Source organism: Bacillus sp. T17B1 (genome assembly GCF_026796395.1).
GTDB lineage: Bacteria > Bacillota > Bacilli > Bacillales > Bacillaceae > Bacillus > Bacillus spizizenii_A.
On sequence record NZ_JALAYA010000039.1, the window covers coordinates 18,196 to 35,264 of the forward strand.

The 17,069-nt window shown below is 45.6% G+C and carries 14 protein-coding genes; 1 reads left to right on the forward strand and 13 read right to left on the reverse strand.

Going from position 1 to position 17,069, the window contains the following annotated elements; all coding sequences use genetic code 11:
- Positions 1–5: 5 nt before the first annotated feature.
- The 13 genes from prkC to MOF34_RS16880 all read right to left on the reverse strand — a co-directional run bounded on the left by prkC (position 6) and on the right by MOF34_RS16880 (position 15,129).
- Positions 6–1,952, reverse strand: a complete 1,947-nt coding sequence (prkC, locus tag MOF34_RS16820) for a serine/threonine protein kinase PrkC (protein WP_268400971.1) — start codon at positions 1,950–1,952, stop codon at positions 6–8.
- Complete coding sequence (gene prpC / locus MOF34_RS16825; RefSeq protein ID WP_268400973.1) at positions 1,946–2,710, reverse strand: protein-serine/threonine phosphatase PrpC; 765 nt, start codon at positions 2,708–2,710, stop codon at positions 1,946–1,948. The genes prkC and prpC overlap by 7 nt, the downstream gene beginning before the upstream one ends.
- A gap of 6 nt (positions 2,711–2,716) precedes the next feature.
- Positions 2,717–3,808 (reverse strand): 23S rRNA (adenine(2503)-C(2))-methyltransferase RlmN, encoded by a 1,092-nt coding sequence (gene rlmN / locus MOF34_RS16830; RefSeq protein ID WP_019714373.1) that lies wholly within the window; start codon positions 3,806–3,808, stop codon positions 2,717–2,719.
- Between the two features lie 2 nt (positions 3,809–3,810).
- Complete coding sequence (gene rsmB, locus MOF34_RS16835; RefSeq protein ID WP_268400976.1) at positions 3,811–5,154, reverse strand: 16S rRNA (cytosine(967)-C(5))-methyltransferase RsmB; 1,344 nt, start codon at positions 5,152–5,154, stop codon at positions 3,811–3,813.
- The gene (gene fmt / locus MOF34_RS16840; protein WP_019714371.1) at positions 5,141–6,094 is read right to left on the reverse strand and encodes a methionyl-tRNA formyltransferase; all 954 of its coding nucleotides are present in this window, start codon (positions 6,092–6,094) and stop codon (positions 5,141–5,143) included. The genes rsmB and fmt overlap by 14 nt, the downstream gene beginning before the upstream one ends.
- Positions 6,095–6,098: 4 nt before the next feature.
- The gene (gene def / locus MOF34_RS16845) at positions 6,099–6,581 is read right to left on the reverse strand and encodes a peptide deformylase (RefSeq protein WP_003221528.1); all 483 of its coding nucleotides are present in this window, start codon (positions 6,579–6,581) and stop codon (positions 6,099–6,101) included.
- 26 nt (positions 6,582–6,607) lie between these two features.
- Positions 6,608–9,025 (reverse strand): primosomal protein N', encoded by a 2,418-nt coding sequence (gene priA, locus MOF34_RS16850; RefSeq protein WP_268400979.1) that lies wholly within the window; start codon positions 9,023–9,025, stop codon positions 6,608–6,610.
- Positions 9,022–10,242 (reverse strand): bifunctional phosphopantothenoylcysteine decarboxylase/phosphopantothenate--cysteine ligase CoaBC, encoded by a 1,221-nt coding sequence (gene coaBC / locus MOF34_RS16855; protein WP_268400981.1) that lies wholly within the window; start codon positions 10,240–10,242, stop codon positions 9,022–9,024. The genes priA and coaBC overlap by 4 nt, the downstream gene beginning before the upstream one ends.
- An 81-nt stretch (positions 10,243–10,323) precedes the next feature.
- Positions 10,324–10,527, reverse strand: coding sequence for a DNA-directed RNA polymerase subunit omega (gene rpoZ, locus MOF34_RS16860; protein WP_003221520.1), 204 nt, complete (start codon positions 10,525–10,527; stop codon positions 10,324–10,326).
- 3 nt (positions 10,528–10,530) lie between these two features.
- Entirely contained in the window at positions 10,531–11,145 is a 615-nt protein-coding gene (gene gmk, locus MOF34_RS16865) for a guanylate kinase (protein WP_019714368.1), read from the reverse strand.
- 7 nt (positions 11,146–11,152) lie between these two features.
- Complete coding sequence (gene remA, locus MOF34_RS16870; protein WP_003154355.1) at positions 11,153–11,422, reverse strand: extracellular matrix/biofilm regulator RemA; 270 nt, start codon at positions 11,420–11,422, stop codon at positions 11,153–11,155.
- 76 nt (positions 11,423–11,498) lie between these two features.
- A complete protein-coding gene (locus MOF34_RS16875) occupies positions 11,499–12,374 on the reverse strand; it encodes a YicC/YloC family endoribonuclease (RefSeq protein WP_268400984.1) in 876 nt (291 codons plus the stop codon).
- A gap of 82 nt (positions 12,375–12,456) precedes the next feature.
- Positions 12,457–15,129 carry a calcium-translocating P-type ATPase, SERCA-type gene (locus MOF34_RS16880; protein WP_268400986.1) on the reverse strand — a complete coding sequence of 891 codons (2,673 nt, stop codon included), beginning with the start codon at positions 15,127–15,129 and terminating at the stop codon, positions 12,457–12,459.
- 121 nt (positions 15,130–15,250) lie between these two features.
- On the opposite strand from MOF34_RS16880, the gene rqcH reads away from it, so the two are divergent.
- A complete protein-coding gene (gene rqcH, locus MOF34_RS16885; protein WP_268400988.1) occupies positions 15,251–16,963 on the forward strand; it encodes a tRNA modification protein RqcH in 1,713 nt (570 codons plus the stop codon).
- The last annotated feature ends 106 nt before the right edge of the window (positions 16,964–17,069 follow it).

Here is a 17,069-nt window from a genome sequence, read left to right on the forward strand (position 1 = left end):
CCTTGTTATTCATCTTTCGGATACGCAATGGTTTTGTAGCTGACGACTTTATTGTTTACCATTACTTGATAGTACCCTTTTTGGCCGGGTTCAATCTTTAGTTCAATCGTCCGTTCAGTCGGCCCTTTTATCTTAAATTCTTCATATGTGTCAGAGATGCTGTGATCCGCATCGTCAATCGCGACTTGCACTTCAAGCTCGTCCCCTTCATTATCTGGCTCGTAGGGGATCTCGACCTTTTCTTTCACTGTTTTCGCAGGTTTTTTCTCAGGTCCCAGAGAGAATGTCACTTCAACTTCGTTTCCTGGCTTTACTGCCGTGCCTGCCGCTGGTTTTTGTTTGACAACCTGTCCTTCTGGAACGTCATCTGAGTATGCTTCTTTTTCTACCAGCTTCAGTCCGTTGTCTTCCAGATATCCAGACGCTGCTTCTTTACTGTACGTTTTCAAGTCTCTCAGCGTAATGTCTTCGGGACCGATACTGACTGTGAGTTTGACTTGATCTTCACTCGGCACAAGCTCAGTCCCTGCTGACGGATTCTGTTCAATGACAGTGCCCGCACTTTTCTCGTCGTTCACTTCATTCACCGTTACATGTTTAAATCCTTGGTCCTTTAAGGCTTTTTTTGCCTGATCGACTGTTTGGCCTGTCACATCACCGATCTCCGTTTTAGCTTTTCCGGTGCTTTTATAAAGCGTGACCGTTGCACCTTCTTTAACTGTGGAATCCGCTTTAGGATCCGTTTTCACCATCAGGCCTTCTTCAATTTTCTCATCTGAGATTTCTAAGACCTCTGAATCAACTTGCAAACCGTCTTTTTCCAAGAGATCTGCCGCCTTTTCGTACTCCATTCCGGAGACATCAGGTATTTTGACATCTTCAGGCATAAAAAGTGACGGGAAAACGGTGACAGCGAGAATTCCAGCTGTGATGAAGACGATGCATATCGTGAGCAAAACCCACGGCCACTTTTTTCTTTTGCCGTTTTTCTTTGCTTTATTGTCTTGGGCGGATGTCAATCCAGCTTCTTTTTCGCCAGCAGCTTTAGCGAGCTCTTCGTCTTTAATGATAGGGATCGCTTTTGTCATTTCTTCATCTTCTTGAACCGTAAATCTCTTTTCATTGAGTCTGTTGGCATCAAAAGCTGTTTGGATATCTGCTTCCATGTCTTCAGCCGTTTCGTAGCGATGAAAAGGATCTTTGGCAGTTGCCTTTAGTATGATGTTTTCAACGCTTTGGGGTACTGACGGATTCCACCTTCTCGCCGAAGGGGTTTCCGCCTGCAGATGCTTTAAGGCGATACTGACTGCCGATTCTCCATCAAACGGGATACGGGCGGTTAAGAGTTCGAATAGAACGATTCCAAGCGCATAAATATCTGATTTTTTTGTTGCCAAACCGCCCCGCGCCTGTTCAGGTGATAAATAATGGACTGAGCCCAGCACAGAATTGGTATGGGTGATTGTGGTCGAACTTAGTGCTGTCGCAATGCCGAAATCTGTCACTTTGATATTTCCCATGTGGTCAATCAAAATGTTATGCGGCTTAATGTCTCTGTGAACAATCTGATTTTGATGGGCATGAGCGATGGCTGAAACAATTTGCTCCATGATGTTCAGCGCTTCTTTAGGGTGAAGCGGCCCGTTTGCTGTTATGTATTCTTTAAGCGTCATGCCCTCAACGTATTCCATGACAATATAGTAGATATCATCTTCCTCGCCCAAATCGTAAATGCTGACAATATTCGGGTGATCGAGGCTTGATGCGGATTGGGCTTCTCTGCGGAAACGCCTGATAAACTCATTGTCGTTCACATAGTCAAACCGCAGGATCTTAATTGCGACTTCACGGTCTAGAATGATATCCTCAGCTAAATACACGTTGGCCATTCCCCCGCCGCCTATGACGCGGAGAATTTGGTAACGTCCGCTGATCCGCTTGCCGATTAGCACTGATCTTCACCCTCTTCAACTTGTAAAGCAAGCTCAAGCAAAACTGCTGTAATGTTGTCTTCCCCGCCATTCTGATTGGCTTTGTCCACAAGCAGGTTTACTTTTTCCTGAGGAGCTGAATCGCTTTGCAGGATGTCTTTTAACTCAGTGCCTTCCACTTTATTCGTCAGTCCGTCAGAACATAGAAGCAGTTTGTCCCCGGCTTCAATGTCAAAAGAACGTGTGTCAATGCTGACTGACTGGTCTGTTCCAAGTGCCTTCGTCAACACATTTTTTCGCGGATGATGTTCGGCGTCCTCTCTGGAAATCTCTCCAGTGCGAACCAGTTCATTAACAAGCGAATGATCTTCTGTCACTTGAATGAAATCATCGTCCTGAAGCAAATAGCATCTGCTGTCTCCTATATGAGCAACAGAAACCGTTTTCCCCGTAAAAAGCGCACATACAATCGTCGTCCCCATGCCTTGGCATTCCGCGTGGGCTTGGGCATGATCGTATATTTTGCTATTTACCGCAAGAATCTGTTCAATGAGCCATTCTTCACATTCCGAGGGCGCAACTGGAATCGCCTCTGCTTCATTCCATTTCTCCCCCATGGCTTTCACAGCCATCTTGCTTGCAACATCTCCAGCAAGATGGCCGCCCATGCCATCAGCGACAACCGCTAATACAAATTGATCTTTCCCCTTGAATATCCCCGCATCATCTTCATTATGCTGGCGGATTTTTCCTGTATCTGTTTTTAAGGCTGTTAACAACCCTCATCACCTCGTCTCGTCTTGACGCTCCTTCGCGCGAAGCTGACCGCAGGCTGCGTCAATGTCATGGCCTTGCTCTCTTCGAATTGTGACATTTACTCCGCGGGATTTCAGCGTTTTCTCAAAAGCAAAGATTTGATCGCGCGGTGTGCGAACATAGTCCCGTTCAGGCACGTAGTTTACAGGAATCAAGTTCACGTGGCATTTGACTCCTTCTAGCAAGTCGGCAAGTTCTTCAGCGTGCTCGACCTGGTCGTTCACACCCCCGAACAGCCCGTATTCAAAGCTGATACGGCGTCCCGTTTTATTAATATAATATTTAACGGCTTCCATTAAGTCAGGAAGCTTGTACGCTCTGTTAATCGGCATTAATCGGCTTCTGATTTCTGTGTTCGGTGCGTGCAGAGAAATCGCAAAGTTAATTTGCATTTGCTGATCAGCGAATTCGTAAATTTTCGGGATGATTCCGCTTGTTGAAACCGTTATATGGCGAGCGCCAATATTCAGGCCCTTGTCATGGTTTATGATTTTCAAGAAAGCGAGCATTTCATTAAAGTTATCAAAAGGTTCACCGATTCCCATGATCACGACAGAGCTGACGCGTTCATCGGTCTCATCCAGAGCTTTTTGAACTTTGAGTACTTGAGCGACAATTTCACCCGCTTCAAGGTTCCGCTTCAAACCTCCGAGCGTTGACGCACAGAATGTACAGCCGATACGGCATCCGACTTGTGTCGTTACACATACAGAATTGCCATACTCGTGTCTCATTAAAACGGTTTCGATTGTATAACCGTCATGAAGCTCGAACAAAAACTTCATTGTACCGTCTTGAGAGGTTTGCTTAACAGCCGTTTTCAGCGTTGTTAGCACAAAATGAGTGCTTAATTTCTCACGCAGACCCTTTGACAGGTTTGTCATTTCTTCAAAAGAAGATACGCGTTTTTCATATAGCCATTCAAAGATCTGGGCCGCGCGGAACGGTTTCTCTCCGTTGTCTGTCAGCCATTGTTTGATTTCATCTAATTCAAAAGAATAAATAGACGGACGCTCTGTCCGCAATTCTTTTCTAGCTTTTGTTTTTTTAAGTTCTGCCATTGTTATCCCTTCTTTCTCATGCTGCAAATAAAGAAACCATCTGTTCCGAAATAATGAGGAAGGATTTTCAGCCTTCCATCCCGAACAAAGGGTCTCGCCTTTTCGGGCAGCCGCTTTTCAAGAGACAAATCGGGTTCAAAATCAGGATGTTCTTGTATAAACGCATGAATTACTTCATCATTTTCTGTCCGGTCCATTGTACACGTACTGTAGACAAGAGTGCCACCTTTTTTTACTAATGGTGCGATTTCCCTCAAGATCGACAGCTGGATTTCAGCAAGCCGTGCGCTGTCGTCAGGCTTTTTCGTGTACTTCATATCCGGCTTTCTTCGGATCACGCCAAAACCTGAGCACGGGGCATCGACCAATATCCGGTCAAACTGTCCATTTTCAAACGTTTCTCCTGCTTTTCTCGCATCCATTGTTTTCGCGTCAATGATTGTAAGGCCAAGCCGGTCTGCCGCTTCTTTAATCAATTTCACTTTATGTTTGTGAAGATCAAGCGATGTAACGCTCCCCTTGTTCTCCATCAATTCTCCGATATGAGCTGACTTCCCGCCAGGCGCAGCACACGCGTCAAGCACCGTTTCACCGGGCTTAGGATCAAGGGCGCGGGCAACGAGCATGGAGCTCTCATCCTGGATGGAAACTTCACCGTTTTGGAAGAAATGAGTTCCAGCGATTGACCCCTTTAAGAGCTTCACCGCGTCTTCTGCAAGGTCGCCATTTTCAACTTCGATTCCCTCAGCAGCCATTTGATCAATTAAATCCGCTCTGTCTGCTTTCATTTGATTAACACGCAGTGTCTGCCTTGGCGGAATGAGGTGGATGCGGCAAATCTTTTCAGCCGCATCAAATCCATACGCATCCGTCCACTCTTTTACGAGCCATTCCGGATGGCTTGTCTCTGTCGCCAACCGGCGGACAGGATCTTCGATGGCGTCAAAGGTTGGAACACCTTCGCGCTGTATGGAACGAAGCACACCGTTGACAAATGAAGCAATCCCCTGGTGTCCGCGGATTTTAGCAATCTCGACCGCTTCATGAATGGCAGCCCTGTCTGGAATCTTCTCCAGATACTCCATTTGATATAAAGATAGGCGAAGAAGCTGAATCACCCATGGCTTTACTTTTTGAGGCTTATTAATAAACGGTTTGAGCATATAATCAAGCGCGATCTTGTTTTGCAATGTCCCGTAGACAAGTTCAGTCAAAAGTCCTCTGTCCTGATCACTCAGTTCATTTGTTTTAATGACCGATTTGAGGAGAAGGTTGCTGTATGCCTGGTTTTGTTCTAGTTTGATCAGCGCCTCAAGGGCGATATCACGAACACTATTTTTTTTCATTGTTTACTCCTAACTTTTCGCCAGCTTCAACATGAGCGCCGCGCACAAAATCCTCGCCTTTCATGCGTTTTTTGCCGGCTGGCTGAAGTTCGGTTAATAAGAGGGCCGTATCGTTACCTGTGGCAACGATAATCCCTTCCTTTTCAACCGCAACGACTGTACCGGGCTCAGCTTTTGTTGGTGCGGGTGTTTTTTTCGACGCCCACACTTTCAAGTTTTGTCCATTAAGAGTCGTATAGGCAACAGGCCAAGGGTTTAAGCCGCGGACCTGGTTGTAAAGCTCTTCACCCGTTCTAGACCAGTCGAGCAACTCTTGCTCTCTTTTGATGTTAGGCGCGTATGTCGCTTTCTCTTCATCTTGCTTTTCAGGTGATATGCTGCCGGCAATAACGTTTGGAACCGTTTCAGACAATAGCTTTGCGCCAGCTACGCTTAATTTATCATGCAGCGATCCGACATTGTCGGTTTCCTCGATGTCCACTTCCACTTTGGAAATCATATCGCCGGCATCCAATTTTTCTACCATATACATAATAGTAACCCCAGTTTTTTTCTTTCCCTGCAGAATGGAGTAATGGATCGGAGCACCGCCGCGCAATTCCGGCAAAAGTGACGCGTGAACGTTAATGCAGCCGTATTTCGGGCTGTCGAGAAGCTCCTTGGGCAAAATTTGGCCAAATGCCGCTGTTACAATAAGGTCAGGCTTTAATGCCAACACTTTTTCAATCTCTTCTTTTAATCTGACTTTTTCCGGCTGGAGAACCGGGATGCCGTGGCGCAATGCCTCTTCTTTTACCGGAGGAGGTGTAAGCACTTTTTTTCTGCCCTTCGGACGGTCCGGCTGTGTGACGACCCCCACTACTTCATAACCATCCTCTATCAGGGTTCTTAAAACAGGAACTGAAAAGTCCGGCGTCCCCATAAATACGATTCTCGTCATCAAATCATCCTTCCATATCCGCTAGTTCATCTTCTGTATAGTATTTACTTATTTTAGATGTAAACAGCACACCGTCTAAATGATCCATTTCGTGCTGCACGGCTCTCGCTAAAAAGCCACGCGCTTCCAGAATGAACGGTTTTCCCTGACGGTTAAACGCACGTACTTTGACATAATCAGCACGTGTGACATCACCATAGACGCCAGGAAAGCTCAGGCATCCTTCAATTCCGGTTTGCTCACCGCTTTTTTCTAAAATCTCGGGATTAACAAGATCAATTCTGCCGCTGTTATCCCCGATATCTACAACAGCCACTCTTTTTAAGATGCCGATTTGCGGCGCTGCCAGTCCGACTCCATCCATTTCAAGCATGGTATCGTACATATCATCCAGCAGTTTTTTTAGCTTTTTATCAAAAACAGTCACGCTTTCCGTCGGTGTTTCCAAAACTTCCGCTGGATGTGTGACGACCTTTTTTACTGCCAATTTGTTACCCTCCAAGACGTGAGATCTTACATCATCATATAAGGATTCATATCAATTGAAATCATTATATGCTTTTGTTCAATTTCTCGTTTATAATGTTCCAGTATCTTCTTCAATAAAGCGGATAACTGGGTTTCCTGTTTGTATTTTATCACGCATTGATAGCGATATCTATCTTTGATCCTGGCTATCGGCGATGCGCTTGGCCCAAGAATTTTCGTGTCAGCTCCGCAGTTTGCTTTCAAAAAGTGAGCGATTTTTTCAGCCGTCACAGCTGCTTTCGCTACTTCCTCATGAGAAACAGTCACAAGAGCCAAATAGTAATAAGGCGGATAGGATTGCTCTCTCCTGTGCGCCATCTCATGCTGATAGAACGTTTCATAATCGTGCGTCTTCGTCAGCTGGATGCTGTAATGGGACGGTGTATACGTTTGAATGATGACTTTGCCGGGTTTTTCATGCCTGCCTGCCCGGCCGCTGACTTGCGTTAACAGCTGAAATGTTTTTTCGGCCGATCTGAAATCAGGGATATGGAGTGTTGTATCAGCACTTAACACTCCGACAAGAGTGACATTCGGAAAATCAAGCCCTTTCGCAATCATTTGCGTTCCGAGAAGAATATCCGCTTTTCCTTCTCCGAAAGCTGACAATAATTTTTCATGGGCGCCCTTCCTTGAAGTCGTATCAACATCCATTCGTATCACTCTCGCATTTGGCAGAACTTTTGTCAGCTCTTCCTCCACTCTCTGTGTCCCCGTCCCAAAAAAGCGGATATGCTCACTTGCACATTCTGGACAAGTATGCGGGACAGGCTCTTCATGTCCGCAATAATGGCATTTCAGCCTTTGCCCGTAACGATGGTACGTCATGGAAATGTCGCAGTGCGGGCATTGCGGGACATATCCGCAATCCCTGCACATCACAAAGGACGAATAACCCCTTTTATTTAAAAACAGCACAGCCTGCTCGCCCTTGGAAATCGTTTCTTCAAGCTTTTCCATCAATTCAACTGAAAACATTGAGCGATTGCCGCTTCTGAGCTCCTCCCTCATATCAACAAGCGAAACCTCTGGCATCACCTGATGGTTAACGCGGTGCTTCAGTGAAAGAAGCTCGTATACACCCTTTTGCGCCCGTGCATATGACTCTAATGTCGGCGTAGCGCTGCCCAGTACAACCGGACAGCTGTGATGCTCAGCCCGCTTGATCGCCACCTCTTTCGCATGATAGCGCGGCATTTCTTCTTGTTTATACGAGGACTCATGCTCTTCATCGATGATAATCATTCCGAGATTTTCAAACGGTGCAAAAATAGCTGATCTGGCGCCGACGACAAGCCGCACTTCCTTCCGATGGATTTTACGCCACTCATCATATTTTTCCCCTGTGGATAAACCGCTGTGCATGACTGCCACCTGAGAGCCGAAGCGGCCCTTGAAGCGATTGACCATCTGTGGAGTCAGCGAGATCTCCGGTACAAGGACAATGGCTTCTTTTCCTTTCGCCAGTACTTTCTCAATTGATTGCAGATAAATCTCTGTTTTACCGCTTCCAGTTACGCCGTGAAGAAGGAACACTTTATGCTCATCATTGTCCAATGTCTGGCGTATTGGCTGAAAGGCAGCGCTCTGTTCGTCTGTCAGCGGGAGCGGCTCTGTTTTTTTGAACATTTTGTCCTGATAGGGATCTCTGTAAACCTCTTCATAGCTTTCCTTCAAAAGCCCCTTTTGGATAAGGGTTTTGATAGTCGCAGAGCTCGCGTCCGTTTTTTTGCACAAATCCGCTGCAGGGATGTTCACCCCTTCCGGCTCAGCGATGAAAAAGTGAAGAATCGCCTGCTGCTTGGCTGCTTGGCGGGATAATCCGTCAGCCTGCCTGCTAAGCTCTTCTTTACTCGCATTGGCCTGAATATGCCTGACCATTTTTTTATTGGCTTTTTGCGCTACTTTATATGTCACATCAATGCTGCCTTTTTGAACATGCTTTTGAATCAGTTTCAGCGTATCGTGATCGGGTATATCCGAATACAGAAGAGTCTTTGTTTCAGAAAACAGCCGTTCCACTTGCGGAGGCAGGTCGGCATCGTATGCGATCTTTAGTTCTTTTTCATATTTTGCCTTTAATGCGGCAGGCAGCATCGCTTGAAGCGCCGTTATTTTAAAAGACAGCGTTTTGTCGGACAGCCATGATGACAGATTCATAAGCTCCTCTGTCAAAACAGGTGTAAGATCTAATAAATCCTCTACCTCCTTGACAGATTTCCCCGAGAGGTCAGATGCTTCTTTCACAGCTGTCACAAACCCTTGAATTTTACGGGGACCAAACGGGACAATGACTCGCATGCCCGTTTTGATCATGCCTTTGAGATGGTCTGGGATTTTGTAATCAAAAGGCCTGTCTATATTTTTGGTGCTGACATCAACGATGACTTCGGCAAAATTCATGAGTGCTCTCCGATTTGTGTTGAGAGGGCTGCGATTTCCTGAAGGATTTCAAAAGAAACATCAAGCTTCGACATGATCGGAAGCTCGCGTGTGCGCCCGTCTTTGAAAAAAATTGTTACGATATTCGTATCAGCACCAAAACCGGCCCCATTTGCTTTCACATCATTAGCCACAATCATATCAAGATTTTTGGCAGCGAGCTTTTTACGGGCATAGTGTTCAATATCTTGTGTTTCAGCTGCAAATCCGACCAACAGCTGCTCCTTCTTTCTCTCGCCTAATTCTTTTAAGATATCGACCGTTCTTTCCAGTTCCAGGGTCATACCGCTGTCTTGCTTTTTCATTTTATGGTCAAATACTGTTTTCGGCGTAAAATCGGCTACCGCAGCAGTTTTGATGACAATATCACTCGAGTCATACACTGAGAGTACCGCTTCGCGCATATCCGCAGCCGATTGAACAGGAATAAACTGAGCAAGGCCTTTCGGCTGATCCAGCGAAACAGGGCCAGAGATTAAAGTTACCCGTGCGCCGAGCTGGACAGCAGCCTCCGCTAATGCGTACCCCATCTTGCCCGTTGATTTGTTGGTAAAAAATCGGACAGGATCAATCGCTTCCCGTGTCGGACCAGCTGTAATGACCACATGTTTGTCTTCTAGAGGAGCGATTTTTTCTTCAGCAAAATGCTTTTCGGCTAGCTTCACAATATTTTCAGGCTCCTCCAACCTGCCTTTTCCTACATAACCGCACGCTAAATAACCCTCGCTCGGCTCAATAAAACGATAGCCATCCTGATAAAGAACAGAAATATTTCGTTTAACTGCCGGATGGTCATACATGTGCACGTTCATCGCCGGCGCGATCCACACAGTAGCCGTTGCTGCTAACAATGTAGTTGTCAGCATATCATCAGCAATACCGTTTGCCAGTTTTCCAATCACGTTAGCCGTAGCAGGCGCAACGATAATCAAGTCGGCCCAGTCTGCGGCATCAATATGAGAAATGACGCTTGGATTTTGTTCTTTAAATGTATCTGTATATACTTCGTGGCGGCTTAATGCCTGAAATGTCAGCGGTGAGACGAAACGGCATGCTGATTCTGTCATAATCACTTTGACATTTGCTCCTGCCTGAACCAGCTTGCTCGTTAACGCACAGGCTTTATAAACAGCGATGCCTCCGCTCACGCAAAGTAACACATTTCGATTGTTAAGCAATGACTTCTCCCCCTCTGCACTTTACAAAAACCGCACGGAAAAAAATAACAACCTACATGATATAGGTTGCTACTTGTGCTACTATTCGCGGTCTTCCTTTTCAAACGAAAGCAGGCCTGCATCAATTTCTTCTAAAGCTTTGCCTACATATTTGTGTGAGATCGTATGTTCAATCATTTGGTCTTTTTTGATTTGCATTTCACGTGCACGTCTTGCAGAAACAGTCACGAGCGTGTATTTAGAATCTAATTTATTCATTAAAGAGTCAATTGACGGATCTAACATTTGTTATTCAACCTCCAGCATTTTCTTATATCTTGGTGCAACGCGCTCACGCTTTAAATGTTCAGCGAGAACGATTGCTTTGATTTTATCGCAAGCCTTTTCAACATTATCGTTTTCAACGACATAATCATAAGCATCCATCATTTCGATCTCAGCTTTTGCGGCTTTCATTCGATTTTCAATCAGAGCGTCCGTTTCTGTTCCTCGTGTCACGATTCTGTTCTTCAGTTCAGAAAGGCTTGGAGGCGCAAGGAAAATAAACAGGCCTTCTGGGAAAGCATTTCTCACTTGAAGAGCGCCTTGAACTTCAATTTCTAAAAAGACGTCTTTTCCTTCTTGTAGCGTCTGTTCAACATAATCGACAGGCGTGCCGTAATAATTGCCGACATACTCTGCCCATTCAAGCAGCTTGTTGTCTGTAATCATTTGCTCGAATTCTTCTCTCGTTTTGAAAAAATAATCGACCCCGTTTACTTCGCCCTCTCGAGGACTTCTTGTGGTTACTGAAATCGAATATTCAAATTTTGTGTCTTCCTGCGAAAAGATCGCTTGCCGAACCGTTCCTTTACCAACTCCTGAGGGACCTGAGAGAACGATTAATAACCCTCTTTCTTTCATGCGGCAACTATCCCTGCCCTTCATCCATAATTTCTTCTTTAACAGAAAGTCTGTGTGCAACTGTCTCAGGCTGGACGGCAGATAAGATAATGTGATCACTATCCATGACGACAACTGCACGGGTTCTTCGCCCGTATGTAGCGTCAATTAGCATTCCGCGGTCTCTTGCATCCTGGATCATCCGTTTGATTGGCGCAGACTCCGGGCTGACAATCGAAATCATCCGATTGGCGGAGATAATATTGCCAAATCCGATATTAATCAGTTTAATCGTCATCTTCTACGTTCCCCCTGTAAAATAGACGTCTCTAGTCTAGCCTAGTAAGACCGTCTGTAAACAATACGCACAGTTACTATTCTATATTTTGCACTTGTTCTTTTATTTTTTCAATAGAACTTTTCATTTCGACGACAAGCTTTGTGATCTGATGATCATTTGCTTTTGAGCCAATTGTATTTGCTTCCCGATTCAGCTCCTGAACGAGAAAGTCGAGTTTGCGCCCGACAGCTCCGCCACCAGCTAATATATCACGAAACTGGGCGAAGTGGCTCTTGAGCCTGGTAATCTCTTCAGAAATATCAGAGCGGTCTGCAAAAATTGCGCATTCTGTTACAAGCCGGCTCTCGTCTAACACGTCTTCAGTCCATTCTTTTATTCTGGCGTACAGCCGTTCACGATAACGAGATACGACGTCCGCTGCCAGCAATTCGGTCTCTTTCACCAGCTCTTCAAGCTGATCAATATGCAGCAGGCAGTCATTTGCTAAAAGCTGCCCTTCTTTTTCACGCATTTCACAGAGTTCTTTTACCGCTTCCTCTGCAGCAGCTGTAATTAACGCCTCCAGCTTGTCATTTTGCGTCTGTTCTTCATGAATCTGGACGACATGGTCAAGCTTAAAGAAATCCATTACATCAGGCTCTGCAGACAATTGATACCGTTTCTTCATATTTCCCGCAGCTGCGACATACTCATCAAGCAGCGGCCAATCAATGTCAAGCCTTTTCTCAATAAGCATATCGCTGTCCACGGATACGAATAGCTCAATTCTTCCGCGCTGGATATGCTGCAGAATGGTCTGTTTCAGCTTATCTTCAAAATATAGCAAAGGCCTTGGCAAACGAGCGTTCACTTCTTTAAATCTGTAATTCACAGATTTAAGTTCAACGCTTACAGAGAGATCATCTTGTGTTTTGCTTGCTCTGCCGAAGCCTGTCATACTTCGTATCATTTTAAAACACCCAATTCTTCCCTGTTCTCATAATAAAAGGGCAATAGACATGCTATTACCCCTAAGATTATATCATATGAATTTATTTTTTTCTTGTCAAAAGTGACCCAGCCAGCAAAAAAGTAGGGATGGCGGACATACCGATGACAAGCATCCAGTCTCCAGGCGTGATGGCAACGGTATGGAAAATTGGCTGTAGCGGGGGATAGTAGATCACAATAAGCATCAGCAGAATTGATGACAATACTGCGCCCAGTAAGTACAGATTTTGAAACGGATTTCTGGAAAAAACAGAGGTCTCACTGCGACAGTCAAAAACGTGAATAAGCTGAGCCAGCACCAAAGTGGCAAACGCGATCGTCTGGGCATAAGCCAAATTTTCCGGATTCCGGTGATACACAATGATAAACGCCAAAATAGTGGCAGCTCCGATTAAAAACCCTCTGGAGACGACCTTCCATCCAAGCTTGCGGGCAAACACCCCTTCTTTCGGATGACGAGGCTTCCGCTTCATCACGTCTCCTTCCGGCTGATCCATGCCGAGAGCCATTGCCGGCAATCCGTCCGTCACCAAGTTGACCCACAAAATCTGAATCGGCACGAGCGGCAAAGGAAGGGCAAGCAGCATCGCAAACAGCATAACAAGAATTTCTCCGACGTTAGAAGCCAACAGATATCTGATGAATTTTCTAATATTTTCATAGATGTTTCTGCCCTCTTTTATGGCAGATTTGATCGTCGCAAAATTATCATCCACGAGAACAAGAGATGACGCTTCTTTTGCCACATCTGTCCCTGTAATACCCATAGCGACTCCGATGTCAGCTTGTTTAATGGCTGGAGCGTCATTGACGCCGTCTCCCGTCATCGCCACAATATGCCCATTTTCCTGATAGGCTTTTACGATTTTCAGTTTATGCTCGGGAGAAACGCGGGCAAATACATACACATCCTCCACCACATTAGAAAGCTCTTCTTCAGAAAGTTCATTCAGCATCTTGCCGTCCATGATTTTGCCGCTTTTCGGAAGGAGGCGCAAGTCTTTCGCTATCGCTTTAGCTGTCTCCACATGATCGCCTGTAATCATGACGGTCTTAATTCCCGCATCACGGCATTCTTTAATCGCCTGTCTGACTTCCGGCCGCGGCGGATCAATAATGCCCGAAAGACCGAGCATCGTCAGATCTTTTTCCGCCTGCTCCATAGAAGGTGTTTCACCAGCTTTTATCGGCTTGTAGGCGACCGCTATCGTTCTGAGCGCCTGGGATGCCAGATGTCTTAACACCGCCTCTGTTTCTGCTTTTCTTTCATTTGAGAAAAGAGCTGCTGAGCCGTCATAAAAAATACGGGAAGAGCGTTGCATCAGCACATCTGGTGCACCTTTTGTAATGATATACCGCTTTCTGTCCTGATCCTCTACAATGACAGTCATCATTTTCCGTGCAGAATCAAACGGAAACTCTTCAATCACCCGGTAATGAGAGTCAACAAACTCCTTTGAAAAACCGCCTTTTCTTGCCGCGGTAAGCAGCGCTCCCTCTGTTGGATCTCCGTCAAGCACATATTCGCCGTCTCTTTTCTCAATATTGGAATTGTTACAAAGCGCTCCGAATAAGAGCATTTGCTGAAGCGGCATATGCTCTTTCACACTAATCTCTTTTTCGTTCAGTGTGAAGCTTCCTTTCGGTTCGTAGCCTGCCCCCGTCACTCTCCATGTGTTCCCTCCGGACCAGACATGTGTCACCGTCATTTTGTTTTGGGTCATTGTCCCTGTTTTATCTGAGCAAATGATAGACGCACACCCAAGCGTTTCTACCGCAGGGAGCTTTCTTACGATTGACTTTTGCTTAATCATCCGCTGTACGCCAAGCGACAGCGCTACTGTTACAATTGCCGGGAGCCCCTCCGGAATCGCGGCTACTGCTAACGACACACCCGCTAAAAACATGCTGTACAGATCGTGACCCTGGATGACACCGACAGCAACGACAAGTACCGTCAGGAGCAATGCAACAACAATTAAAATCTTCCCGAGCTGCTCCAGTCTTCTTTGCAGCGGGGTTGACAGTGTCCCTGCCGATTCAAGCATGTCAGCAATTTTCCCCATTGCCGTATTCATTCCTGTGCCAACGACGACCCCAACACCGCTGCCGCGGGTCACAATCGTTCCCATAAATGCCATATTTGTAATATCACCGAGCGAAACATCCGGTTTTTTCAATTTATCGGCATGCTTCACAACCGGGATTGATTCCCCGGTCAGCGCAGATTCTTCTATTTCAAGGCTTCTTGCTTCGACAATGCGAACGTCCGCTCCAATCCTGTCACCGCTCGTAAATTTCACAATATCTCCCGCCACAAGTTCCTTAGAAGGAATCTTTGTCCAGCTTCCTTCCCTGAGCGCCATGACATGTGGTGTTGAAAGCTCTTTTAGAGCCTGAAGAGATTGCTCAGCACGCCTTTCTTGAAAGAAACCGAGTATGCCATTCACAAACACAATCGCAATAATCGCAACCGCGTCTACGTATTCACCAAGAAATCCTGAGATTAACGTTGCCGCCAAAAGCACAAGCACCATAAAATCTTTGAACTGCGCGAAAAACAAGAGAAGCGCTGATGTTTTTTTCCCTTCTTGCAGCTCGTTTGGTCCATGCTTATCGAGGCGTTTTTTCACCTCTTTTTCTGTTAATCCTTGTTTCATGGACGTATTGGTTGCCTCTAGTAAATCTGTTTGTCCCATTTCATGAAACTTCATTCCGCTCGTCCACTCCCCTGCTCTCTTATAGAGATATCACTCTATAAGCATGCTTATTCTGACTCGTCCCATTTCATGCTATAATTATCGAATGCAGGAAGAATGAGAGGGTGTATTGCATATGTCGTTTGATGGCATGTTTACATACGGAATGACACACGAACTTAACGAGAAAATGACGGGCGGACGAATTACGAAAATCCATCAGCCATATAAACACGATGTGATTTTTCACATCCGCGCCAATGGAAAAAACCAAAAACTATTATTATCGGCACATCCTAGCTATTCACGGGTGCACATCACGACGCAAGCTTATGAAAACCCAAGCGAACCGCCAATGTTTTGCATGCTGCTGAGAAAGCATATCGAAGGCGGATTTATTGAAAAAATTGAACAAGCGGGCTTAGACCGGATTATGATTTTCCATATCAAAAGCCGGAACGAGATTGGCGATGAAACCGTCCGAAAGCTTTATGTAGAAATTATGGGACGCCACAGCAATATCATTTTGACAGACGGAGCAGAAAATGTGATCATCGACGGGCTTAAGCATTTATCGCCGTCAATGAACAGCTACCGAACAGTACTGCCCGGCCAAGATTATAAGCTTCCGCCGGCCCAGAACAAAATCTCGCCGCTTGAGGCGACAGAAGACGATATTTTACGTCATCTCAGTTTTCAAGAAGGACGGCTGGATAAACAAATTGTCGAGCACTTTTCAGGTGTGTCTCCGCTCTTTGCCAAAGAAGCGGTGCACAGAGCGGGTCTAGCCAACAAAGTCACACTGCCAAAATCATTGCTGGAGCTTTTCGCCAAAGTAAAAGAGCACCGCTTTTTTCCCAACATTACAACTGTAAACGGAAAGGAATATTTTTACCTGCTGGAGCTGACTCATCTAACAGGCGAAGCACGCGGTTTTGATTCATTAAGCGAGCTGCTCGACCGTTTTTACTTCGGAAAAGCTGAACGAGACCGGGTCAAACAGCAGGCCCAGGATCTTGAACGATTTGTTGTCAATGAACGAAAGAAAAATGCCAACAAAATCAAAAAATTAGAGAAAACACTGGAGTATTCGGAAAACGCGAAGGAATTTCAGCTTTACGGGGAGCTGCTAACTGCTAATTTATATATGCTGAAAAAAGGTGATAAACAGGCTGAGGTCATCAACTATTACGATGAGGAAAGCCCGACTATCACGATTCCTTTAAACCCGAACAAAACGCCTTCTGAAAACGCTCAGGCCTACTTCACGAAATATCAGAAAGCGAAAAATTCGGTCGCAGTTGTCGAGGAGCAAATCAGGCTGGCGCAGGAAGAGATCGAATACTTTGATCAGCTGATTCAGCAGCTTTCGTCCGCTTCTCCTCGAGATATCAGCGAAATTAGGGAGGAGCTTGTGGAGGGCAAATATTTACGCCCTAAGCAGCAAAAAGGACAGAAAAGACAAAAACCGCACAATCCGGTTTTAGAAACATATGAATCTTCTGCAGGCCTGACAATTTTAGTGGGCAAAAACAACCGCCAAAATGAATATTTAACAACAAGAGCGGCGGCCAGAGACGATATTTGGCTTCACACGAAGGATATTCCAGGCTCCCATGTTGTAATCAGAAGCAGCGAACCGGATGAGCAAACACTCATCGAAGCAGCGACAATTGCAGCTTATTTTTCAAAGGCTAAAGATTCAAGTTCAGTGCCTGTAGATTATACAAAAATCAGGCATGTTAAAAAACCGAACGGCGCGAAGCCCGGCTTCGTCACCTATGACAGCCAGCACACCGTCTTTGTCACACCTGATGCAGATACTGTCATCAAGCTGAGAAAAAGCTGAGCCGCACAAAGAAAAGCCAGAGCATTGTATGCTCTGGCTCAGCTTGTAGAGAAAACGATGTTTTTCTACAAGCTTTTTTTGTTTTACGCTGATTTTTTGGATATTC